Source organism: Pseudomonas putida, assembly GCF_001976065.1.
In the GTDB taxonomy this organism is placed as follows: Bacteria; Pseudomonadota; Gammaproteobacteria; order Pseudomonadales; family Pseudomonadaceae; genus Aquipseudomonas; species Aquipseudomonas serbica.
The window spans coordinates 118793-140647 of record NZ_MNAH01000011.1 but is presented as its reverse complement, the minus strand read 5'-3'; the positions used below and the strand labels follow the sequence as shown (position 1 = coordinate 140647).

Here is a 21855-nt window from a genome sequence, read left to right as displayed (position 1 = left end):
TACTCACTCAATCCAGACAACGGTGACTATTTTGCTCAACGCCACCCCCGCACCTGCCCGCGATATCGACGGCAAAGCCATCTCGGCCCTGGTTCTCGACGAGGTTCGAGAAGAGGTTGAGGTCCTGGCCCGACAACAGATTTTCCCCGCCCTGGCCGTGCTGCTGGTGGGTGCTGACCCGGCCAGTGAGGTGTATGTGCGCAACAAGCTGCTGCGGGCCAGGGAGGTTGGCATCCGCTCGCTGGAGTACCGTCTGGCGGAAAACGCCAGTCAGGCGGAGGTGCTGGAGCTGATCGCGCAGCTGAACGCCGACGTCACCGTGAACGGCATCTTGGTGCAATTGCCGTTGCCGGCCCACATCGATGAAGCGGCGGTGATCCATGCCATTGACCCGATCAAGGACGTGGACGGTTTTCATCGGGAAAACGTCGGTGGCCTGGTCCAGGGTGTCGAAGTACTGACGCCCTGCACACCCAGCGGCTGCATGCGCCTGCTGCACGAAACCTGCGGGGACTTGAGTGGCCTGCACGCCGTCGTCATCGGCCGCTCGAACATTGTTGGCAAACCCATGGCAACGCTGCTGCTGCAGGCCAACTGCTCGGTCAGCGTGGTGCACTCGCGTAGTGTCGATGCGCCGGCATTGTGCAGGCTGGCGGACATCGTGGTTGCAGCGGTGGGTCGACCACAACTGATTGATGCCAGCTGGCTCAAGCCCGGAGCGGTCGTGATTGATGTGGGGATTAATCGCATTACCGGCGAGTCGGGCAATCGACTGGTCGGCGATGTCGATTACGCCAGTGCGCGCACGGTTGCCAGCGCAATCACGCCAGTGCCCGGTGGCGTCGGGCCGATGACCATTGCCTATCTGCTGAAAAACACCCTGGTCGCCAGCCAGTTGCAGCGGGCGGCGCGGACTCGTCAGGCGGAACCGGCCTTCGTCTGATGTTGATGTACGTGTACATGCAGGAGCGAGCTTGCTCGCTCCTGCAGGGCTACAGGGTTCCCGTCGATCAGTGGTTGTAGGCACGCTCATTGTGCTCGGCCAAGTCCAGGCCCATCTCTTCCACCGACTCATCGGCACGCAGGCCGACCACGACATTCACCACTTTGAGGATGACCCAGCTGATGACGAAGCAGTACACAGTCGTCAGCGCCACGCCTTTGATCTGCGCCAGCACCTGACCACCCATGCTCACGCCTTCCACCAGCCCGCCCAGGGACGGCACGCAAAACACCCCGGTCAAGACAGCGCCGATCATCCCGCCAATGCCGTGAAGGCCGAACACGTCGAGGCTGTCGTCATAACCGAAGCGGCGCTTGAGCACGGTGACGCTCAGGTAGCAGAACACTCCGCACAACAAGCCGATGGCCAGGGCACCACCCACGCCTACATAGGCACACGCCGGCGTAATCCCCACCAGGCCGGCCAGGGCACCGCTGGCCAGACCCAGCGCACTCGGTTTGCCGACCTTGAACCACTCGGTGAACATCCAGCCCAGAATCCCGGCGCACGCGCCCAGTTGGGTGTTGAGCATGACCACGCCCGACGTGCCGCTGAGGCCGCCACCGGAACCGATGTTGAAGCCGAACCAGCCACCCCAGAGCATGGCGGCACCGGCCATGGTCAGGCTCAGGTTGTGCGCTGGCATTGGTGTATTTTCATAGCCCTTGCGTTTACCCAGGATCAGGCAGGCGGCCAGCGCGGCGACACCGGCATTGATGTGCACCGCGGTGCCGCCAGCAAAATCGAGGACGCCCCAGTTATGCATCAAGGCCCCCGCCCCGCCCCAGACCATGTGCGCCACCGGGGCGTACACCAGGGTGAACCACAGCGCCATGAACAGCAGCGCCGCGGAGAATTTCATGCGCTCGGCGAAGGCACCGGCGATCAGCGCCGGGGTGATGATGGCGAAGGTCATCTGGAAGGTCACGAACACCCCTTCCGGAATCTCGCCGACCAGGCTTTGCGGGGTCATGCCGGCGAGAAAGGCCCGGCTCAGGCCGCCGACAAAGCTGTTGAGGCTCACCTCGCCCTCGACCATGCCCGTGGTGTCGACCACCATGCTGTAGCCATAGATCACCCACAGGACGCCCACCAGGCCGGCGATGCCGAAACACTGGGTGAACAACGACAACATGTTTTTCGCCCGCACCAGGCCGCCATAAAACAGGGCGAGACCGGGCAGGCACATGAACAGCACCAAGACCGTGGCGGTGACCATCCAGGCGGTGCTGCCGGTGTTCAATGTGGGCGCATCGGCCGCCTGCGCCAAGGGCACCAGCGCACCGGCCGCCACCAGGCCCAGAAGGGATTTGCCGAGAAGACGATTGACCATGTTCAAAGCTCCTGCAATGGAAATCGGAAGTGTCGGGCAGCGAGCAAGCAGCAAAACAATGGGCCGTCTGGGCCTCTTCGAATATCTAGTGCAAACACCGCACCTGTAGGAGCCAGGCTTGCCTGCGAAGGCGTCCTGAAGATCGCCTTCGCCGGCATGCCGGCTCCTACAAGGGGTCACCTCAATAACCGGAACCCGGAATCCAACTGGTCCCCGCCAATGGCACCCGCGCCATGGCCGCCGATTCCACCGTCAACGCCACCAGATCCTCCGGATCCAGGTTGTGCAGGTGCGACTTGCCGCACGCCCGGGCCATGGTCTGCGCCTCCAGCACCAGCACCCGAAGGTAGTTGGCCAGGCGACGACCGCCTTCCACCGGGTCCAGGCGCTTGGACAGCTCCGGGTCCTGGGTAGTGATCCCGGCCGGATCGCGGCCGTTCTGCCAGTCGTCATAGAAACCGGCGGCCGAACCAATCTTGTGCAGCTCTTCATCCAGGCGCGGGTGGTTGTCGCCCAGCGCAATCAGCGCCGCCGTGCCAATGGCCACCGCGTCCGCGCCCAGCGCCATGGCCTTGGCCACGTCGGCCCCGTTGCGAATCCCCCCTGAAACAATCAGCTGGACCTTGCGGTGCATGCCCATCTCCTGCAAAGCCTGTACCGCTTGCGGGATCGCCGGCAAAATCGGGATGCCCACGTGCTCGATAAACACTTCCTGGGTCGCCGCCGTGCCCCCTTGCATGCCGTCGAGCACGATCACGTCGGCCCCGGCCTTCACCGCCAGCTTGACGTCGTAGTAAGGCCGGCTCGCGCCGATCTTCACGTAGATCGGTTTTTCCCAGTCGGTGATTTCGCGCAGCTCGGCGATCTTGATCGCCAGGTCATCCGGGCCGGTCCAGTCCGGGTGACGGCAGGCGCTGCGCTGGTCGACGCCGATCGGCAAGGTGCGCATGCCGGCCACCCGCTCGGTGACTTTCATGCCCAGCAACATGCCGCCGCCACCGGGTTTGGCGCCCTGCCCCAGGACGATTTCGATGGCGTCGGCCTTGCGCAGGTCATCCGGGTTCATGCCGTAGCGCGACGGCAGGTACTGATAGACCAGGTGCTGCGACTGCCCGCGCTCTTCCGGAGTCATGCCGCCGTCACCGGTAGTGGTGCTGGTACCGGCGATGGTCGCGCCACGGCCCAGGGCTTCCTTGGCATTGGCCGACAACGCACCGAAACTCATGCCGGCGATGGTCACCGGGATCTTCAGGTGGATCGGCTTCTTGGCGAAGCGATTGCCGAGGATCACATCGGTGCCGCACTTTTCCCGATAGCCTTCGAGCGGGTAGCGCGACACGCTGGCGCCCAGCAGCAGCAAATCATCGAAGTGCGGGACCTTGCGCTTGGTGCCACCGCCGCGGATGTCATAGATGCCGGTCTCGGCGGCGCGCTGGATTTCCTGGATGGTCAGGCGGTCGAAAGTCGCGGACTCGCGCAGCACCGGAGTATTTTTCTCGCTCATATCTGTTCTCCTCGCGTGGATCAGTACGCGGACGCGTTATCGACTTTGAAGTTGTACAACTGACGGGCCGACCCATAGCGCTTGAAGTCAGCCGCCTTGTGCTCGAAACCGGCGCGGTTGAGCAGCACCTGCAGTTCTTCCAGGTGCTCGGCACGCATCTCTTTCTCGATGCAATCGGAACCCAGGGACGCGACGCTGCCCTTCACGTAGATGTGGGTTTCATACAGCGAGTCGCCCAGCGCATCGCCGGCGTCGCCGCACACCACCAGGCGCCCGGCCTGGCCCATGAAGCAACTCATGTGGCCAATGCTGCCGCCGACCACGATGTCGATGCCTTTCATGGAAATCCCGCAACGGGCCCCGGCATCGCCTTCGATCACCAGCAAACCGCCATGGGCGGTGGCGCCGGCCGCCTGGGACGCGCTGCCCTTGATGCGCACGCAGCCGGACATCATGTTTTCCGCGACACCGACACCGGCGTTGCCGTGCACGGTGATGCTGGCTTTCTGGTTCATGCCCGCGCAGTAATAACCGGCATGCCCCTGGATATCGATGGACACGGCCTGGTTCACCCCGACGGCGAGGTTGTGCTTGCCGTTGGAGTGGGTCACCACCCATTCGCGGTCTTCTACGTTGTGAACCTGGTCATGCAGCGCCTGGTTGAGGTCGCGCACGCTGGCGATGGAAAGATCGATGGTTTTCATGTGTGCGCTCCTTAAGCTGACTCGCGTTCCCAGATGTACAAGGTGGCCGGTGCCGGCTCCCAGATCCTGGCGTTTTCAATGCCCGGCAGGGTCGACAGCGCCTGATACTCCGAGGCCATGGCCACGTAGTCGTCGGTCTCGGCGAGGATCGCCGGCTTGCAGGCAATCGGGTCGCGGATCACCGCAAAGCCGTTGCGGGTGCCGATGGCGAAGGTGAAGAACCCGTCGAGGTCTTCCAGCGCATGGTCCAGCGCTTCTTTTAGCGAGTCGCCTTGCTGCAGGCGCCAGGTCAGGTAACCGGCGGCCACTTCGGTGTCGTTGTCGGTTTCGAACTGGATGCCTTCACGCTTGAGTTCCTGGCGCAGGCGGAAGTGGTTGGACAGCGAGCCGTTGTGCACCAGGCACAGGTCGGCGCCGGTGGAAAACGGGTGGCTGCCTTCCATGGTCACCGCGCTCTCGGTGGCCATGCGGGTGTGGCCGATGATGTGGCTGCCCTGCATGCCGGCCAGGCCGAAGCGTTGGGAGATTTCCTGGGGCAAACCCATGCCCTTGAGGATTTCGATGCTCTGCCCGGCGCTCATGATGCGCACGCCCGGCGCCAGTTCGGCGAGGGCCAGGCGTACTGGCGCCTCCTCGGCGTGGATCTTCAAGACGGCGGCGCTGGCGTTTTGAAACCAATCCAGCGAACAGCCCAGACGGCCTTCCAGTTCACCCATCAGGGCGCTCCAGTCGAAGCTTTCGGTGGTGGCCTGCAGGGTCAACTTGACCCAGCCATCGGCCACTTCATCGCCGTAGATGGCGAAGCCGGCACTGTCCGGGCCACGGTCGGTCATGGCCTGCAACATCGGTTCGAAAAGTTGGCCCAGCCGGGATTCCAACTGTGGGTTTTTCAGGTAAAGACCTACGATTCCACACATATAACAGTCCTCACTGCGTTCGGCAGCCGCCAGTTTCAAGCGGCGAGATGGTTCGTTTGAGATCGCCGTATGGCGCTTAGAAAAATTCGGTGTAGCGCTGTACTTCCCAGTCGGAAACATGGCGGCTGTACTCCACCCACTCCATGCGCTTGAGCTTGATGAACTCGCCGACGATCTGCGGGCCCAACACCTCGGCAAACAACGGGTCGGCCTCTAGCGCATCGCAGGCTTCCTTGAGCGACTGCGGCAGGGTCTTGATGCCGCGCGCGGCGATCTGCTCCAGGCTCAGGCTGTAGAGGTTTTCGTTGCACACCTGGTCGATTTCCAGCTGGCGGTCGATGCCGTCCAGGCCCGCGGCGATGATCGCGGCGCTGACTAGATAGGGGTTGCAACCGGCGTCCGGCAGGCGGAATTCCAGGCGGCCGTACGGCACGCGAACCATCGCCGAACGGTTGTTGGCACCGAAGGCAATGAACGCCGGGGCCCAGGTCGCGCCGGACAACGAATTGCCCACCACCAGACGCTTGTAGGAGTTCACCGTCGGCGCCGCGAACGCGCAGAGCGCCGGGCCGTGGGCGAGCAAGCCGGCGGCGAAGTGATAGGCCATTTTCGACAGGCCCATGCCACTCGGGTCGCTGGCATCGAAGAACAGGTTCTTGTTCTCGGCGCTGCTGATCGACAGATGAAAGTGCATGCCGTTGCCCGCGCGTTTCGGGTCGGGCTTGGGCATGAACGAACAGATCATGCCCAGGTCATTGGCGATCTCGCCGGCGGCCATGCGAAAGAAGGTGAAGCGATCTGCCGAGGTCATGGCGTCGCTGTAGGTGTAGTTGATCTCGAACTGGCCGTTGGCGTCTTCGTGATCGATTTGGTAGACCTCGAAATCCACCGCCTGCAAGGCTTCGGTCAGGCGCTCGAGGAACACCCGGGAGCGCGACAGGCCTTTGTAGTCGTAGCAAGGCTTGTCCAGGTTGTCGCTGAGATCGACCAGTTGCAGCTTGCCCTGCTCGTCGCGACGCATCAGGTTGAACTCAGGCTCCAGGCCGGTATTGAGGGTCCAACCCTTATCCTCCAGGCGGCGGATCTGCTGCTGCAATACATAACGGCTGTCATAGGGATGGGGTTTGCCGTCGACATGACCGACGCACACCACCCGGCCATACCCCGCCTGCCAAGGCACGGGCGTCAGCGTGGACAGGTCACCGCGGGCCATGAAGTCCGGACCGTGCGGCTCCATGCCCATGCCACTGATCGCGAACCCGGCAAAACCGGCGCCCTCTTCGGCCACCGTCTTGAGCCCACAGATCGGCACCGATTTAGTCTTGGCCGCTCCGTGGATATCGACAAACTGCGCAAGCACGTACTTGATCCCGTGCTTGTCGATGATGCGCTGGGTTTCTGCTGGCAACATTGCTCGTCACTCCTCGCGAAAGGCAAATCAGTTGTGGGTTGGCCCTGACTTTCTCTTTATTCCTGAAAAGAAAGTTTGTTTCCCTATAGGAATGCAAGGCCCTTGCCAGCTTCGCGAGCCGTGGGCGAAAAATGTTATCTGCGCTGTTTATATGGGAAAATTCTTTTCCCCATGGGAATATTGCCCGGCGGATGCAGCATCCCCCGACGCCGCGACTTGCACTTTCTCAGTGCGAAACTAATATTACTGAACGGAAAGTGTGCAGGATCCGATGACTATGCCGACCGAAACTGCCCCGCGCCTCAAGCTTGAGCAATACCTGGGTTTGCAGATCAAGCGCCAGCGCCAGGCCCAGGACCTGAAACTGGCCGATGTGGCGAAGATTGCCGATATCAGCCAGGGCATGTTGAGCAAGATCGAAAACGCCCAGGTCTCCACCAGCCTCGACACCCTCAGCCGCCTGTGCGACGTGCTGGGCCTGCCTATGTCGAAACTGTTCAGCGAGTACGACCAGCAGGATGGCAGCGCGTTATTGGTCAAGGCCGATCAGGGGATGGAGGTGGTTCGCCGCGGGACCGAGAAAGGTCATACCTACCATTTGCTCAATCACACCCGTGGACCGAAGAAAAGTTTCGAGGCCTATATGGTGAGCATGGATGACGCCAGCGAAGAGTTTCCGACCTTTTCCCACCCGGGGACGGAGTTTTTGCATTTGCTGGAAGGCGAGCTGATTTATCGCCATGGCAATCAGCTGTATCGCATGGAGGCTGGGGACAGCCTGACCTTCGAAGGGGAAATTCCCCATGGGCCGGAGGAGTTGGTGCAGGTGCCGATCCGGTTGCTGTCGATCATGAACTATGGGAACGACTCGTAGGATCAGCCAAGGCGAGGCAGCCTACGAGCCGACCTGATCCCAAGTGAACACATGATCGTTCCCACGCTCCGTGGGAACGATCCCCGCCCGGATCTCGCCAGGCGGGATTTTTCAATTACCCAACCTCACCGACTTCACGCAACCGGAATCAACGGATCCGCTGCCGCCAATGCGCTTTCGCGGTTGGCCGCCGGCGGGTAGATCCACACGGTGTTGATCTGGGTCTTCAGCGACTTGCCTTCCTGGCGGGTCAGCTTGACCTGGCGATCCCAACCCTCGGTGTAGACCGCTCCCCAAGTCCCCAGATCCAGGCAGGTCACGTATTTGGGCTGGCTGTACGGCGTCGGGTCCACGCCGAGGATCTGCGCGGCAACGTTGTTGCCGGCATGCCGGCCCAGCGCGATGGCGTGCTGGCAGGTCATCAGCGCGTAGTTGCCGATGTCATCGGAGGCGGCGTAGGCGACGTCGCCGGTGGCGAAGATGTCGGGCTGACCGATGACCTGCAAATGAGCATCGACGTGCAGCCGGCCCAGGTGGTCGCGTTCGGCGGGGATCTGCTCGGTCAGCGAGCTGGCACGCACGCCGGTGGTCCAGATCACGGTCCGGGCGTCGATGCGCTGGCCGTCGGACAGGGTCACACCGTTTTCGTCGACGGCGACCACCGAGGCGTTGAGGTACCAATTGACGCCGGTTTCCTCACTGGCTTCGACGATCTTCTCAGCGATTTGCGGGCCCATGGAGCCGCCAACCTTGCTGCCACGATCGACGATGATCACCTTGAAGTCCGCCCCCTCGCCGAGGATGGCGCGCAAGCGAGTGGGCATTTCAGTCGCCGTTTCGATGCCGGTAAAACCACCGCCGGCCACCACCACCGTGTTGCGAGCCTGGCTCTGCGGTTGGTTGACCAGGGACTTGAGGTGGGCTTCCAGGCGCATGGCCTGCTCGATCTGATCGACGTCGAACGCATGTTCGGCCACACCCGGGGTGCCAGGCAGTGCGAGACGGCTGCCGGTGGCCAGAACGAGTTTGTCGTAGATGAAGAGGTGTTTTTCGCCTTGGGCGTCAACGTAACCCACTCGTTTCTGCTCGACATCGATGGTCTCGGCAGCTCCCTTGATGAACTTGACACCGACTTCATCAAACAGCTCGCCGATGGGCGCCGCCAGTTGATGGGCGTTTGGCTCATAGAAGCGTGGTCGCACACGCAGTTCGGCCTGAGGTGCCAGCACCGTCACCTCAACGTCATGGTGGCCGTGGATATCGAACAGGCGAGTGGCGCTCAAAGCGCTCCACATGCCACCAAAACCTGCGCCAATGACCAGAATGCGTTGTTTCATTTTTTACTCCAGTGGAAAAACCAGGCAATGAAATGGGCTCAGGGGTCGGCACTCGCGTTCTCTCGGAGGCGTCTGCGCTCCCGACCTGATAACTACGACTTTATTGAGCGTAGTTAAATCGAGCAAGGTGTTTTTTTCAATGGTTCGAATCGACGCCATCGATACACCGGCCAAACCGCACTGAATCCGATGCTGCCGAGGCTTTTGCAGCGCCTGGAGAAAATCGCAATCGTTGCCCGGCATAAGGCTCAACTGCTAGTATTTGCGACAACATTTGTCGGATATAGATATGTCTCTTTACAGCGCGGGCGTCGAGTACGGTATTCACTGCCTGATTTTCCTGGTGGGCAACGGCGGTGAGACCCGCGAGGCAAGCGTGCGCGACCTTGCAGAGTTGCAAGGCGTGCCGCTGGACTATCTGGCGAAAATCTTCACCAAACTGGCCAAGGCAAAACTGGTGGTGGCCACCGAAGGCGTGCGGGGTGGTTTCAAGCTGGCGCGGCCGGCCGATGAGATCAGCCTGCTGGACATCGTCAATGCCATCGACGGGCGCAAGGCGATTTTCGAATGCCGGGAAATCCGCGGTCGCTGCGCGTTATTTGAAGGCCAGGCTCCCGAATGGGCGCTGGACGGCCCTTGCTCGGTACACGCCGCCATGTTGACTGCGCAGAAGCGCATGGAAGAAGCCCTCGCCCAACAGACCATCCTGGATATCGCCAGGAGGGTCGGACGAAAGGCACCGGCGCAGTTCAGTGCGCAGGTCGAAAACTGGATGAGTGATCGGCGGGAAAAGAAAGGTACCGCCAATGCCCAGGACAATGACGCTCAGCTAATCAAGGTCACCGAGATAGGCGACTAACCCCTACAGGCAGTCCCGCACTGCCTGGCGCATTGCCGCTGACTTTGCCCAAGGCGGCCCCTGGTAAAGCGAAACCCGGCTGCCATCCTTGTACTTGACGATATCCAGCACCTCATCGGCCGTTATGATGCTCGGCGCGGTGATCCGGTAGCCATTGGAAATCGATGTCTGAGTCGTCTTGGATACATCCTTTTGCCATGCCGGCAATACACACGCGGCGACGTCCTTGGGTACCTTGTCGCTCGGCTTGTTGTAGTTCGGCTCCCCTGGCACCAGGGACGCCGGCAACGAACACCCCGACAACAACGCCATTACCACTCCCCCCATCAACATTCGACTCATGAAACATCCTTAAACCTGAAAAAATAAAATGTAGCCTGTTGTCGCACTGACAGCCATTTTGTTGCATCGAGCCTCAAGGGCTCATGCCGTTATCGCCGGGATCCGGGTAGGAGCGCTTGTTGAGATAGGTCGTCCATCGTTCGAAGGCGTCGTGCTGCCATTGACTGACCCTCTCCCACTCCGGCCCGCTGAACTGGTGCCCGGAAATGAGATTCATCATCTCGCTGGTGGCCGCATCCAGATCGGCTTTCAGTGCCTGGGCATGCGCCCGGAAGTCATCGGTTGTCGTCATTTTGAACGGACCCTGCCCTGGTAAAATGTCGGCACTTCACTACGACAGCAAACGACGGCCAATCTTCCGGACCGCGCAAAATTCCCGACCGAAGGTAGCCCTTTGGCATCAGACGAACACAACGCCCCGCCACGGGATAGGGTCTAAAATTGGGTAGCACAACCTTACGGGAGATCATCATGTGGCTCAACGAACATGAACAGACGCTTCGGCGTGATCTGCAAGGGCTGGCATCGGACCTGCGCTGGTCGGCGGTAGAGCTGCTGCGCATCGCCGAACAACTGCGCCTGTCGGGCAACGATGTCGACGCAGAAGCCGTGAGGCGCCTGTGCGATTTGTTCCAGGGCGATGAACAACGGCTGTCGGGTTATGCCGAGGAAGTGAAGGCCAAGATCATCAGTCGAAACAAGGATAAATAGCGGGTGTCATGCCGTGAACAAGGCACTGGTCACGGTGCTGGCGGGCTGCAGCACCGATTCGCAGGTCTATCAGGATCAGCCGCTGGTGGCAAAGGTCGAGACCGGGATGAGCAAGGCAACCGTCCCGCAGCAGCGACGGCTATCGCGTCGTTATCCTAAAGAAAAAGCCCCGGTGAACCGGGGCTTTGCACCTGCCTTCATGTCGCTTGCTGATTGCGAGGCTTGTTTGAACGGGCTTTATAACCAGGCAGCGCAGCCGCAAAAGCCAGCGCTTCTTCCCGACTGGCAAACGAGCCAAGCCGGTCGCCTTGGGTGCAGACGCGCCACGGGCCGTTATTCACACTTAGTACGTCGTAACCGTTCATGTGCATCTTGTTCAACATCGGAACGCTCATAGTCACCTCCACCTTGGCAGTGATCAGGATTGACTTGCCTACCTTACACCCCCTGCCGTGAAGATGCCGACCAGACGTCGAATCAGGACTGCGGCAACGGGATTGCACTTTTAGACAACTATGCAACTCCAAATGTCCAGGAAACAGGCAATGGGTTGCGGCCCGTATATTGCATTTTTGTTACCATTTTGTGACAGCCCTGGATTGAACTTACAAATGAAAGTACGCGCAACCGTCATTTGCGAGCAAGACCGGCACGTCCTCATGGTGCGCAAGCCCAGGAGTCGCTGGATGTTGCCCGGCGGCAAGGTTGAACCCGGTGAGACCGCGCAGGATGCCGCCGCGCGCGAGTTGCAGGAAGAAACCGGACTGGGTGCCGACGATATGCTGTACCTGATGGAACTGGAATCGGGGGGTACCCGACACCATGTCTACGAAGCATCGTTGTCGAGTCCGGATCAGGCGCGACCGCAAAACGAGATCTTCGATTGCCTCTGGTTCCCGCTGGACTCGGTGCAGAACCTCAACCCCAGCGACGCCACGCTGCGAATCATCAGCGCATTTCGACGTCGCCTTTAGGCCTCGCGCTTCAGCCCTGGTCGCCACCGCCCACCGGCATGACCATGCCGGTGATGTAGGACGCCTCGTCGCTGGCCAGGAACAGAATCGCAGCGGCCTGCTCGTCGAGGGTGCCGTAGCGCTTCATCAAGCTGCTATCGAGGGTCTGATCGACGATCTGCTGGTACCAGTCCTTCTCTTGCTCAGTCTGCTCGGCCGCGTTGCGCGGCACTCGCCGTGGCGGTGCTTCGGTGCCGCCGGGGGCAGTGGCATTGACCCGGACACCACGACCGGCGGTTTCGAACGCCAGGCAAGCGGTCAGCGCGTTCACCCCGCCCTTGGCTGCACCGTAGGGCACACGGTTGACGCTGCGGGTGGCGATCGACGACACGTTGACGATCGCACCACTGCCCTGCTCCAGCATGTACGGCAAGGCGGCATGGCAGCACCACAGGGTCGGAAACAGCGAACGGCGCACCTCGGCCTCGATCTGCGACGCTTCGTAGTGCTCGAACGGCTTGGCCCAGATGGTCCCGCCGACGTTATTGACCAGCACATCGAGACGAGCAAAACGCTCGACGGCCGCTTGCATGACCCGATTGCATTCCTCGTATTGCTCAAGGTCGGCGGTCAGGGCCAGGACCTGGCTGTGCAGGGCCAATTGCTCCTGCACCTCGAACACCAGGTCGGAGCGATCGACCAGGATCAGCTTCGCGCCTTCAGCGGCCATGCGCTCGGCAACGCGCCGACCGATACCTTGTGCAGCCCCGGTGATCAGCGCGACTTTGTCGTGGAATCTGTTCATGTGTACCTCGTGGGTTTTCTGGGTCTCAGGCCGCGCTGGCGGCGAATTTCTCATAGTAGAAATTGGCCGGCGCAATGCCCTGCTCACGAATGAACTGGCTGACCGCCTCGACCATCGGCGGCGGACCGCACAGGTACACATCGACGTCGCCGTCGTTCAAGTGCCCGGGCTCGATATGCTGGGTCACGTAGCCCTTGCGCGGGTGCTGGCTGTCCGGGTTGGCCACGCAGGCGCTGTAGGTGAAGTTGGGGATGCGCGCGGCGAAGGCTTCCAGGCGGTCGAGTTCCACTAGGTCGAAGTCGTTGGTCACGCCGTAGATCAGGTGCAGCGGGTGCTCACTGCCCTGCTCGGCGATCTTCTCCAGCATCGCGGTGAACGGCGCCAGCCCGGTGCCGCCGGCCAGCAGCAACAACGGCCGACGGATATCGCGCAGATAAAAACTGCCCAAAGGACCTGCCAGGCTCATGCTGTCGCCGGCCTTGGCCATGCCGGTAAGGAAGCTGCTCATCAGGCCACCAGGCACGTTGCGAATCAGGAAGCTGACTTCACCGTCGCGCTGCAGCGAACTGAACGAATAGGCGCGGGTCTGCTCGCTGCCGGGAACGCCCAGGTTCACATACTGACCTGGCAGGAACGCCAGTTTGCTCAAGGACTCGCCCTTGATCGACAGGGCGATGGTGCTGTCGGACAACTGGCGCACGGCGCTGATGGTGGCGTCATAGCTGGCCTGGCTTGTACGGCAGACATCCGAGGACACCGGCACCCGCACCACGCAATCGCTCTTGGCGCGCATCTGGCAGGTCAGGACATAACCCTGCCCGGCCTCTTCGGGGCTGAGGGCATCTTCGATGTATTCCTCACCCAGATCGTAGCTGCCCGCTTCGGCAAAGCACTTGCAGGTGCCGCAGGCGCCGTCGCGGCAGTCCAGCGGAATATTGATGCCCTGGCGGTAAGCGGCATCGGCCACGGTTTCGCCGGCATTGGCGTCGATGAACCGGGTGACGCCGTCTTCGAAATTGAACGCAATGGAATGGGTCATGACGGCTGCCTCACAAGTGGTAAACATCGATGACCTGGCGAACGTAGTCGTTCTTCAGGATCACTTTCTTGGCCTTGATCAGCGGGTTTTCACCGCGCACGTCGAGGGTGTAGAAACTGCTGCCGAAATAGCTGTCGACGGTCTTGTAGCGAAAGCTCAGGGTGTGCCAGTTGAAGCGCACCTTGCACAGGCCGTCGGCTTGTTCGAGCAGCTCGATGTTGCTGATGTTGTGGGACGTGCGGGTGTCCGGCACGCTGGCACTGGAACGCTCGGTCTTGATGCGGAACACGCGGTCTTCCAGGCCCGTGCGGTTGCCGTACCAGATCAACGAGATTTCCCGCTGCGGGTCCTCGGTCAGTTCGTCGTTGTCGTCCCAGGACGGCATCCAGTACGTCGCGTCGGGGGCGTACATTTCCAGCCATTCGTCCCACTGGCGGTCGTCGAGGTAGCGTGCTTCACGATAGAGGAAGTCGCGCACCGCTTCATAGGAAAGGGTCATTGCACGTCCTCCACGGCGATCAGTTTCGACTGCTCGGCCGCCAGGGCCTTGAGCATGGTCTGCTGCCAGTACTTGTGCTGGAGCACGAACAGGCCTTCGTCTTCGGTACGCACGCCGCTGAGCAGCGGGTGCAGGTCGATTTCCTTGGCCGCCTCGTCAGCGCCTTCGATCCAGTGCTCGGCGCCACGGGACATGTCGTTCCAGGTGGTGACGCTGCCCTGGTAGCTGGTCTGGCAGGAGCGGAATTCTTCCAGGTCGTCCGGCGTGGCCATGCCGCTGACGTTGAAGAAATCTTCGTACTGACGAATCCGGCTCGAACGCGCGTGGTCGCTTTCGCCTTTGGGGGCGATGCAATAGATGGTGATCTCCGTGCGGTTGACCGAGATCGGCCGGGCGATACGGATCTGCGAGCTGAACTGGTCCATCAGGTACACGTTGGGGTACAGGCACAGGTTGCGCGAGTTCTCGATCATCCAGTCGGCGCGGGCCTTGCCGAAGTCCTGGGCGAGCTCGTCGCGACGTTCGTACAGTGGACGGTCCTCGGGGTTGGCCCAGCGGGTCCAGAGCAGCATGTGGCCTTTGTCGAAGGAGTAAAAACCACCGCCCTGCTTGGCCCAGCTACCGGCGCTCATGGTCGGGTTGGTGTCACCGGCTTCGCGCTGTTTGCGCTGGTTCTGGGTGGCTGCGTAGTTCCAGTGCACGGAGCTGACGTGATAACCGTCGGCACCGTTTTCGGCGGTGAGTTTCCAGTTGCCTTCGTAGATGTAGCTGGAAGAACCGCGCAGCACTTCCAGGCCGTCGGCGGACTGGTCGACGATCATGTCGATGATCTTCGCCGACTCGCCCAGGTGCTCGACCAGCGGCACCACATCAGCCTTGAGGCTGCCGAACAGGAAGCCGCGATAGGACTCGAAACGCGCGACTTTGGTCAGGTCGTGGGAGCCTTCGCAGTTGAAGCTCGCCGGGTAGCCCGCGTTGGCCGGGTCCTTGACCTTGAGCAGCTTGCCGGAATTGTTGAACGTCCAGCCGTGGAACGGGCAGGTGTACGAGCTTTTGTTGCCGGATTTATGCCGGCACAGGGTCGCGCCGCGATGACTGCAAGCGTTGATGAACGCGTTCAGCACGCCCTCCTTGTTGCGCGCGATGAAGATCGACTGGCGCCCCATGGTGGTGGTGTAGAAATCGTTGATGTTGGGGATCTGGCTTTCGTGCGCCAGGTACAGCCAGTTGCCTTCGAAGATGTGTTCCATCTCCAGATCGAACAACCGGGGGTCGGTGAACATCTCGCGCTTGCAGCGATAGATGCCCTGCTCTGGGTCGTCTTCAAGCAGGGATTGCAAATATTCAGGTCGCAGGGTCATGGCCGCCGCCTCCATTGTTATTGTTCAGGCAGGGGTCATGCTAGGACGGGGCGATGGGGCGGACTATCCGCGGGGTGCAGACCTTTATCCGTTTTGTGCAGGGGCTTGGGATGGACACCGCCCCCCCTTGTAGGAGCTGGCTTGCCAGCGAAAGCGGTGGGTCAGGCAACTTCAATGTCGCCTGATACGCCGCCTTCGCTGGCAAGCCAGCTCCTACAGGGGGTCGGGTTGACTCAGTGGCGGCGCTTGAGGGTGTCGGACGGCAACTCGCCGAACTGCTTGCGGTAGCTGTCGGAGAACCGGCCCAGGTGCAGGAAGCCGTAGTCCATCGCCACCTCGGTAACGTTGCGCACGTTGCAGGTCGGGTCGCTCAGGCAGGCGTTGATGCGCTCCAGACGTTTCTGGCGCAGGTAGTTTTTCGGCGTCACGCCGGCGTTGCGTTCGAACAGGCCGTACAGCGAACGCAGGCTCATGTGCGCCTGGCGCGCCAGTTCTTCGCTGTCGATGTCCTGCTTGAGGTTATTGGCGATGTAATCGGCAATCGCCTCGAAGGTCGACGTCTGCGAGCCCAGTTCAAGGCGGCAGACATTGGTTTTCATCAGGCTGAGCATCTTGCTGACGATGATCTGCGTGTAATGTTCCTGCACCCTGGGAATCTGCTCGGTGGACTCGGCCTCCTGGCAGATCATTGCCAGCAGGTTGACGAATCCTTCCAGTTCATCGAGCTGATAACGGTTTTCCAGGAACCGCACGCCCTGCCCCGGATAGCGCCAGCGCTGCTCATCGCAGACGGACTCGAACAAGCGGGTCGGGACTTTGAGGATGAATTTTTCGCAATCGGCAGAATACGTCAGGTCCACCGGATCGTCGGGGTTGATCAGCAACAGTTCGCCGGGGGCGAAGTAGTGTTCCTGGCCGTGACCACGCCACAGGCAGTTGCCGCGCAGCAGCACTTGCAGGTGGTAGATGCTATCCAGCGCGCCGGACGTCACGCGCACACTGGCACCGTAGCTGATGCGGCACAGGTCGAGACTGGCGAATTTACGATGATCGAGGCTGGCCAGGGGGCGACCGGCGCGGGGCATGAGGATGCAGTGATTACCGACGTGCTGATTGACGTAGCCCGACACCGCGTAGGGGTCGGCATGGTCGAATACTCTGCTGCGCTGACTCAACAGTTGAGTTTGCATTATCGGGTCACTCTCATTGTTATTATGGATTGCATCGAGCCATTCTAGAACACTGCATCAGTCGCCAGAGATTTTCCAGACAGCTAACCGAAACCCATGTGGGAGCGAGCCTGCTCGCGAAAGCGGAATGTCAGTCAACATTGATGTTGACGCTGACTCCGTCTTCGCGAGCAGGCTCGCTCCCACAGGGTCGTGCGATCAGTCTTCCAGTGCGCGAACCCGCTCGTGGCGCTGTTGCTCTTCCGGCTGGGCGGACGACTGCAGGGTGAAATCGAATTCGATTTCGGCAAAACGACCGCTGACACCATGGGCCGCCGCGCGCTGTTGATCGTCGCTGAAAGTGATCTTGGCGATCAGCTCGTCACGGGTGGCGTAGGCGAAGTCGTCATGCAGGTACTTCTCGCCATCCAGGTTGATCTGGGTCGTTAGGTGGCGATGATCCGCCGCGGAAATGAAGAAGTGCACGTGCGCCGGGCGCTGGCCATGACGGCCCAGTTGATCGAGCAGTTGCTGGGTCGGACCATCCGGTGGGCAGCCGTAGCCCGACGGCACGATGCTGCGGAAACGGTAGCGGCCTTCGGCGTCGGTGACGATGCGGCGACGCAGGTTGAATTCCGATTGCGTTGGGTCGAAGTACGAGTAGGTACCACCGGTGTTGGCGTGCCACACGTCCACCACGGCACCGGCCAGGGGTTCGCCGGCGGTGTTGAACACGCGACCTTGCATGAACAGGGTCACACCTGGATCGACACCGTCGTCCAGGCGCGCTTCGCCCTGGGACAGCGGTGCACCGGCCACGTACAGCGGGCCTTCGATGGTGCGCGGGGTGCCGCCGGACTTGCCGGCCTGCTCGTCTTCGGCGTCCATCAGCAGGTCGAGGTAGTGCTCCAGGCCGAGACCGGCCACCACCAGCCCGGCTTCCTGGCGTGCACCCAGCACGTTCAGGTAGTTGACCGCTTTCCAGAACTCTTCCGGGGTTACCGCCAGGTCTTCGATGATGTTCACCGAGTCACGCAGGATGCGGTAGATCAAGGCCTTGGTGCGTGGGCTGCCGGCATCATTGTGCAGGCCGCTGGCCTCTTCGAGAAATTTCTGGACTTCGGCAGTGTGGGAAATCTTGACGTTCATTCTGGGTTCCTCATCTTGTAATTATTAGCGTAGCGCGCTGGACAGGCTGGGCTCAGCGGTCATCGTCACGGATGGAAGAAGGATGCCGGCACATCGCGTCGATCTCGATGGCCATGTACGGAAACAGCGGCAGTTGCATCAGCAGGTCATGCAGCTCCTGGACGCTGTCGACATCGAACACGCTGTAGTTGGCATAGTGGCCGGCGATGCGCCACAGGTGACGCCACTTGCCCTGCTCTTGCAGGCGCTGGGCCAGGGCCTTTTCGTCGGCCTTGAGCTTGGCCGCCGCTTCAGGATTCATGTCGACCGGCAGGTTCACGGTCATTTTTACGTGGAACAGCATAATGCTCTCCTCAGGCTTGATGAATAGTCTTGTCGCGACGGAAGAACGCCAGGCGCTCCTCATCCAGGCTCAGGCCCAGACCCGGCGTGTTGGGTACATGCAGTTCGAAATCGCGATAGACCAGCGGCTCACTGAGAATGTCCTCGGTCAGCAGCAGCGGACCGAACAGCTCGGTGTCCCACGCCAGTTTGTTCAGGGTGACGAAAGCATGGGCCGAGGCCATGGTGCCGATCCCGCCTTCGAGCATGGTGCCGCCGTACAGGGCGATACCGGCCGCTTCGGCGATCGAGGCGGTGCGCAACACGGCGCGCGGGCCGCCGTTCTTGGCGATCTTCAGGGCAAACACCGAGGCCGCGCCTTCGCGCGCCAGGTTGAAGGCGTCTTCCACGCACTCGATGGATTCGTCGGCCATGATCGGCGCCGGGCTCATGGCATTCAGGCGTGCCATGCCAGCGCGGTTGTTACGCGAGATCGGCTGTTCGATCAGGTCGATGCCGTTGGTTCCCAGGACCCGGCAGGCACGCAAGGCCACCGCTTCGTCCCATGCCTGGTTGACGTCGACCCTGACGCTCGCGCGATCGCCGAGGGCTTTCTTGATCGCGATCACGTGGGCCAGGTCGCGATTGACTTCGCCGGCACCGATTTTCAGTTTGAAGATGCGATGGCGGCGCAGGTCGAGCATTTTTTCCGCTTCGGCGATGTCCTTCTCGGTATCGCCACTGGCCAGGGTCCAGGCCACGGGCAGCGAGTCACGCACGCGACCGCCCAGCAATTCGCTGACTGGCAGGCCAAGGCGCTTGCCCTGGGCGTCGAGCAGCGCGGTTTCCAGGCCGGATTTGGCGAAGGTGTTGCCACGGATACTGCGCTCCAGGCGCAACATCGCCGCGTTGACATTGGCGCTGTCCTGGCCGATCAACAGCGGTGCGAAGTGCTTGTCGATGTTGGTCTTGATGCTGTCGGGGCTTTCGTTGCCATAGGCCAGGCCACCAATGGTGGTGGATTCGCCGATACCTTCGATGCCATCGGCGCAGCGCACGCGAATGACCACCAGGGTCTGGTTCTGCATGGTGTGCATCGCCAGCTTGTGCGGGCGGATGGTCGGCAGATCGACGATAATCGTCTCGATCGATTCAATGGCTGTAGCAAGCATTTCGATACCCGTCAGGTTCTTGAAGTTCTGGGCCCGATTCTCATACGGCTTTTTCCGGGCGGCCAATATAGAATTGGTCTGGCTTGATACCTTGAAGGTATGCAACCGCTGAAGATCCGGAGGCTCCATGGAACTGCGTCACCTACGTTACTTTCAGGTGTTGGCTCAAACCCTCAATTTCACCCGCGCCGCTGAACGGCTGCACATCGCCCAGCCGCCCTTGAGCCGGCAGATCCAGCAACTGGAGGATGAACTGGGGGTGATGCTGCTCGAGCGTGGCCGGCCGCTGAGGCTGACCGACGCCGGACGGTTTTTCCATGAGCACTCGACCGCCCTGCTCGACCAGTTGCACAAGGTCTGCGACAACACGCGGCGCATTGGCCTGGGGGAGAAGACCTGGCTGGGGATCGGCTTTGCGCCATCGACGCTGTACGGCGTACTGCCGCAACTGATTCGCCGCTTGCGCAGCGGAGAACCGCTGGAGCTGGAACTCGGGCTGTCGGAGATGACCACGTTGCAGCAGGTCCAGGCGCTCAAGGCGGGGCGCATCGATGTCGGCTTCGGTCGCATTCGCATCGACGATCCGGCCATCATCCAGAGCGTGCTCACCGAAGACCGTCTGGTGGCTGCCCTCCCCGCCGGGCACCCGCTGCTGGCTGGCCCCGTGAGCCTGCGCGACCTGGCCCGGGAGCCCTTCGTGCTGTACCCCGGCAACCCGCGCCCCAGCTATGCCGACCACGTGATCGCGCTGTTCGAATCCTATGGGGTGAGCATCCATGTGGCGCAATGGACCAATGAGCTGCAAACGGCGATCGGGTTGGTGGGAGCCGGGATCGGGATCACGCTGGTGCCAGCCTCGGTGCAGTTGGTGCACCGCGACGACATCGGTTTCACCCCGCTGCTGGAAGACAACGCCACCTCGCCGATCATTCTCAGCCGGCGGGTGGGCGACGTGTCACCAGGGTTGAATCATTGCTTGCGGGTGATCGACGACCTGTTGCCCCAGACAATCACGCCCTTGTAGCGCCGAGCCTCAACCGGCAAAAGCCCGGCGCCCGGCGCTGATCTCGGTGCGCAATTCAGCGATAAAGTCGGAAATGGTCCGTACGCTGGTCAACTGCTCGGTCGATACACCGGCGATCATCAACTTGACTTGCCCGCTGGCGGGCTCAAAGACCTCGATGCGCAGCAGCCCGCCGCTCTCCGTGCACTCGCAAGCCAGGGGCTCGAAACCGGACTCTACGATGTTGCAAAGCACTGAAATGGGAACCATGGCCGATGCCTCCGTGGCAATTGATCGAAACGGACCCAATGAGAATAGAGGCGATTCTCCGATTCTGCTGCAGTGATTAATGTTATCTGCTTCTCATTTTCCAGCCTTTGTTCAATGGCTGTTGTCTTTCCAGATCCAGTTCCAGATGCCCGGCAGTTGCGCCGGCTGTGAACTGTCGCGCAGCGTACGCGCCATGGCGGCCCGTTGCAGCGCGGCGGTGTCGTCGTAAAACGGCACAGGAGCGGTGCTCACACCCGTCGCCCGGGCACTGTCGAGCAGGATCTGCAGGTATTCGCGGGTATGCCGGGCGGTATAGCGATTGAGGTCGTGGAAGGTCACCACCACCGGAATCACCCCGTCCACCACCGGCAGCTCGCCGCGGGCAATGCGCTCGCGCACTTCGGACAGCGAACGCAGCATGTGGGCGCGGCGCCGGGGGCTGGCGTTGAAGCCCCAGATCTTGCCGTCGTTGGCGCTCAGGTCGGTCAGCAGCACATGCAGGCCATGCTGCTGGTACGCGGCGAACGTGCGTTTGTCATAGCTCCAGAATGGCGGACGCAACAGGGTCGGCGGCGCACCTGTGATCGCGGCGATGTCGGCACAACCCTCGGTGAGCGCCTGCTCCAGCGCCTGATCGTCGAGCGAACGGTGATTGGTGTGCGAAGGCGTGGCCGTGTGGAAGGCCAGGATATGCCCGGCATCGCGTTCGCGATGCATGACCGCCCGCCCGATATCACTGTTGCCGGCCCGTGGGGCGCGGGTCTGGACGAAAAACACCGCCTTGATGCCCGGTTGCAGCGCATTGATCGCCAGGCTGTCGAGCACGGTCTCGGTCGGGTTCCAGAAACTCGAGGCGCTGGGGCCATCGTCGAACGTCAGCAAAAAGCGGATCGGTGGTTGCGTGCGCAAAGCCTGTTCGGTTTGCGGCGTCATTTCAATGGGCGCGGCGATACAACCCAGCAGGCCGACTGCCAGGGCGCACACCGATAGAACCTTGAACAACTGTTTCATGTTTCGCCTTGGGGCAGACCCTTTCAACCTTCGCCGGCCCGCACAGAGCGGCGGGCCGAGGTTGGATAAGGTACACAGTGTTTGGTTCCGGCGCTCGCCCGGGTGTTG

Annotated in this window: 25 protein-coding genes and 1 pseudogene; 7 read left to right on the top strand and 19 right to left on the bottom strand. The window is 61.5% G+C overall.

Annotated elements, in window-relative coordinates; all coding sequences use genetic code 11:
• Positions 1–22 precede the first annotated feature (22 nt).
• On the top strand, positions 23–943 hold the full coding sequence (locus tag BKX96_RS28370) for a bifunctional 5,10-methylenetetrahydrofolate dehydrogenase/5,10-methenyltetrahydrofolate cyclohydrolase (protein ID WP_046817534.1): 921 nt from the start codon (positions 23–25) through the stop codon (positions 941–943).
• A gap of 67 nt (positions 944–1010) precedes the next feature.
• Here BKX96_RS28370 and BKX96_RS28365 read toward each other — a convergent pair whose 3' ends face one another.
• The 5 genes from BKX96_RS28365 to glnT form a co-directional block, all read right to left on the bottom strand.
• Positions 1011–2336 (bottom strand): ammonium transporter, encoded by a 1326-nt coding sequence (locus BKX96_RS28365; RefSeq protein WP_077186074.1) that lies wholly within the window; start codon positions 2334–2336, stop codon positions 1011–1013.
• Between the two features lie 181 nt (positions 2337–2517).
• The gene (locus tag BKX96_RS28360) at positions 2518–3840 is read right to left on the bottom strand and encodes an FMN-binding glutamate synthase family protein (RefSeq protein WP_046817536.1); all 1323 of its coding nucleotides are present in this window, start codon (positions 3838–3840) and stop codon (positions 2518–2520) included.
• Between the two features lie 20 nt (positions 3841–3860).
• Complete coding sequence (locus BKX96_RS28355) at positions 3861–4544, bottom strand: GltB/FmdC/FwdC-like GXGXG domain-containing protein (protein ID WP_046817537.1); 684 nt, start codon at positions 4542–4544, stop codon at positions 3861–3863.
• Between the two features lie 11 nt (positions 4545–4555).
• A complete protein-coding gene (locus BKX96_RS28350; RefSeq protein WP_077186130.1) occupies positions 4556–5461 on the bottom strand; it encodes a class II glutamine amidotransferase in 906 nt (301 codons plus the stop codon).
• 76 nt (positions 5462–5537) lie between these two features.
• Positions 5538–6872 (bottom strand): type III glutamate--ammonia ligase, encoded by a 1335-nt coding sequence (gene glnT, locus BKX96_RS28345; RefSeq protein ID WP_046817539.1) that lies wholly within the window; start codon positions 6870–6872, stop codon positions 5538–5540.
• Between the two features lie 271 nt (positions 6873–7143).
• On the opposite strand from glnT, the gene BKX96_RS28340 reads away from it, so the two are divergent.
• Positions 7144–7746 carry a helix-turn-helix domain-containing protein gene (locus BKX96_RS28340; RefSeq protein ID WP_077186073.1) on the top strand — a complete coding sequence of 201 codons (603 nt, stop codon included), beginning with the start codon at positions 7144–7146 and terminating at the stop codon, positions 7744–7746.
• 134 nt (positions 7747–7880) lie between these two features.
• Here the strand turns inward: BKX96_RS28340 and BKX96_RS28335 are convergent, their stop codons facing one another.
• Positions 7881–9083, bottom strand: coding sequence for an NAD(P)/FAD-dependent oxidoreductase (locus BKX96_RS28335; protein ID WP_077186072.1), 1203 nt, complete (start codon positions 9081–9083; stop codon positions 7881–7883).
• Between the two features lie 289 nt (positions 9084–9372).
• Here BKX96_RS28335 and BKX96_RS28330 point away from each other — a divergent pair, with 289 nt between their 5' ends.
• Entirely contained in the window at positions 9373–9942 is a 570-nt protein-coding gene (locus BKX96_RS28330) for an RrF2 family transcriptional regulator (RefSeq protein ID WP_046817542.1), read from the top strand.
• 3 nt (positions 9943–9945) lie between these two features.
• Here the strand turns inward: BKX96_RS28330 and BKX96_RS28325 are convergent, their stop codons facing one another.
• Positions 9946–10284: a hypothetical protein gene (locus BKX96_RS28325; RefSeq protein WP_077186071.1), complete on the bottom strand. Its 339-nt coding sequence runs from the start codon at positions 10282–10284 to the stop codon at positions 9946–9948.
• A gap of 73 nt (positions 10285–10357) precedes the next feature.
• Positions 10358–10576, bottom strand: coding sequence for a hypothetical protein (locus BKX96_RS28320; RefSeq protein ID WP_046817544.1), 219 nt, complete (start codon positions 10574–10576; stop codon positions 10358–10360).
• Positions 10577–10755: 179 nt separating this feature from the next.
• Between BKX96_RS28320 and BKX96_RS28315 the strand changes: the two genes are divergently transcribed.
• The gene (locus tag BKX96_RS28315) at positions 10756–10995 is read left to right on the top strand and encodes a hypothetical protein (RefSeq protein ID WP_046817545.1); all 240 of its coding nucleotides are present in this window, start codon (positions 10756–10758) and stop codon (positions 10993–10995) included.
• A gap of 13 nt (positions 10996–11008) precedes the next feature.
• A pseudogene (locus BKX96_RS32650) lies at positions 11009–11125 on the top strand (osmotically-inducible lipoprotein OsmE); the annotation flags it as partial.
• Between the two features lie 67 nt (positions 11126–11192).
• Here BKX96_RS32650 and BKX96_RS33355 read toward each other — a convergent pair.
• Positions 11193–11390 carry a DUF2188 domain-containing protein gene (locus BKX96_RS33355; RefSeq protein ID WP_077186070.1) on the bottom strand — a complete coding sequence of 66 codons (198 nt, stop codon included), beginning with the start codon at positions 11388–11390 and terminating at the stop codon, positions 11193–11195.
• Positions 11391–11606: 216 nt separating this feature from the next.
• On the opposite strand from BKX96_RS33355, the gene BKX96_RS28305 reads away from it, so the two are divergent.
• Positions 11607–11969: an NUDIX hydrolase gene (locus BKX96_RS28305; RefSeq protein ID WP_046817547.1), complete on the top strand. Its 363-nt coding sequence runs from the start codon at positions 11607–11609 to the stop codon at positions 11967–11969.
• 10 nt (positions 11970–11979) lie between these two features.
• Here the strand turns inward: BKX96_RS28305 and BKX96_RS28300 are convergent, their stop codons facing one another.
• From BKX96_RS28300 to BKX96_RS28265, 8 genes are all read right to left on the bottom strand, one after another.
• Positions 11980–12753: a 1,6-dihydroxycyclohexa-2,4-diene-1-carboxylate dehydrogenase gene (locus BKX96_RS28300; protein WP_046817548.1), complete on the bottom strand. Its 774-nt coding sequence runs from the start codon at positions 12751–12753 to the stop codon at positions 11980–11982.
• Positions 12754–12778: 25 nt separating this feature from the next.
• Positions 12779–13792: a benzoate 1,2-dioxygenase electron transfer component BenC gene (gene benC, locus BKX96_RS28295; protein WP_046817549.1), complete on the bottom strand. Its 1014-nt coding sequence runs from the start codon at positions 13790–13792 to the stop codon at positions 12779–12781.
• Between the two features lie 10 nt (positions 13793–13802).
• Complete coding sequence (gene benB / locus BKX96_RS28290; protein ID WP_046817550.1) at positions 13803–14291, bottom strand: benzoate 1,2-dioxygenase small subunit; 489 nt, start codon at positions 14289–14291, stop codon at positions 13803–13805.
• Positions 14288–15652, bottom strand: a complete 1365-nt coding sequence (gene benA, locus BKX96_RS28285) for a benzoate 1,2-dioxygenase large subunit (protein WP_077186069.1) — start codon at positions 15650–15652, stop codon at positions 14288–14290. The genes benB and benA overlap by 4 nt, the downstream gene beginning before the upstream one ends.
• A 233-nt stretch (positions 15653–15885) precedes the next feature.
• On the bottom strand, positions 15886–16845 hold the full coding sequence (locus tag BKX96_RS28280) for an AraC family transcriptional regulator (protein WP_077186068.1): 960 nt from the start codon (positions 16843–16845) through the stop codon (positions 15886–15888).
• Positions 16846–17040: 195 nt separating this feature from the next.
• The gene (catA, locus tag BKX96_RS28275; protein WP_046817553.1) at positions 17041–17970 is read right to left on the bottom strand and encodes a catechol 1,2-dioxygenase; all 930 of its coding nucleotides are present in this window, start codon (positions 17968–17970) and stop codon (positions 17041–17043) included.
• Between the two features lie 52 nt (positions 17971–18022).
• Entirely contained in the window at positions 18023–18313 is a 291-nt protein-coding gene (gene catC / locus BKX96_RS28270) for a muconolactone Delta-isomerase (protein ID WP_008053771.1), read from the bottom strand.
• A gap of 10 nt (positions 18314–18323) precedes the next feature.
• Positions 18324–19463 (bottom strand): muconate cycloisomerase family protein, encoded by a 1140-nt coding sequence (locus tag BKX96_RS28265; protein ID WP_162488912.1) that lies wholly within the window; start codon positions 19461–19463, stop codon positions 18324–18326.
• 127 nt (positions 19464–19590) lie between these two features.
• On the opposite strand from BKX96_RS28265, the gene BKX96_RS28260 reads away from it, so the two are divergent.
• Positions 19591–20487 carry a LysR family transcriptional regulator gene (locus BKX96_RS28260; protein WP_046817554.1) on the top strand — a complete coding sequence of 299 codons (897 nt, stop codon included), beginning with the start codon at positions 19591–19593 and terminating at the stop codon, positions 20485–20487.
• Between the two features lie 9 nt (positions 20488–20496).
• On the opposite strand, the gene BKX96_RS28255 is transcribed toward BKX96_RS28260, so the two are convergent.
• Both BKX96_RS28255 and BKX96_RS28250 read right to left on the bottom strand, forming a co-directional pair.
• Positions 20497–20736 carry a DUF1652 domain-containing protein gene (locus BKX96_RS28255; protein ID WP_046817555.1) on the bottom strand — a complete coding sequence of 80 codons (240 nt, stop codon included), beginning with the start codon at positions 20734–20736 and terminating at the stop codon, positions 20497–20499.
• Between the two features lie 111 nt (positions 20737–20847).
• The gene (locus BKX96_RS28250; RefSeq protein ID WP_046817556.1) at positions 20848–21747 is read right to left on the bottom strand and encodes a polysaccharide deacetylase family protein; all 900 of its coding nucleotides are present in this window, start codon (positions 21745–21747) and stop codon (positions 20848–20850) included.
• Between the last annotated feature and the right edge of the window lie 108 nt (positions 21748–21855).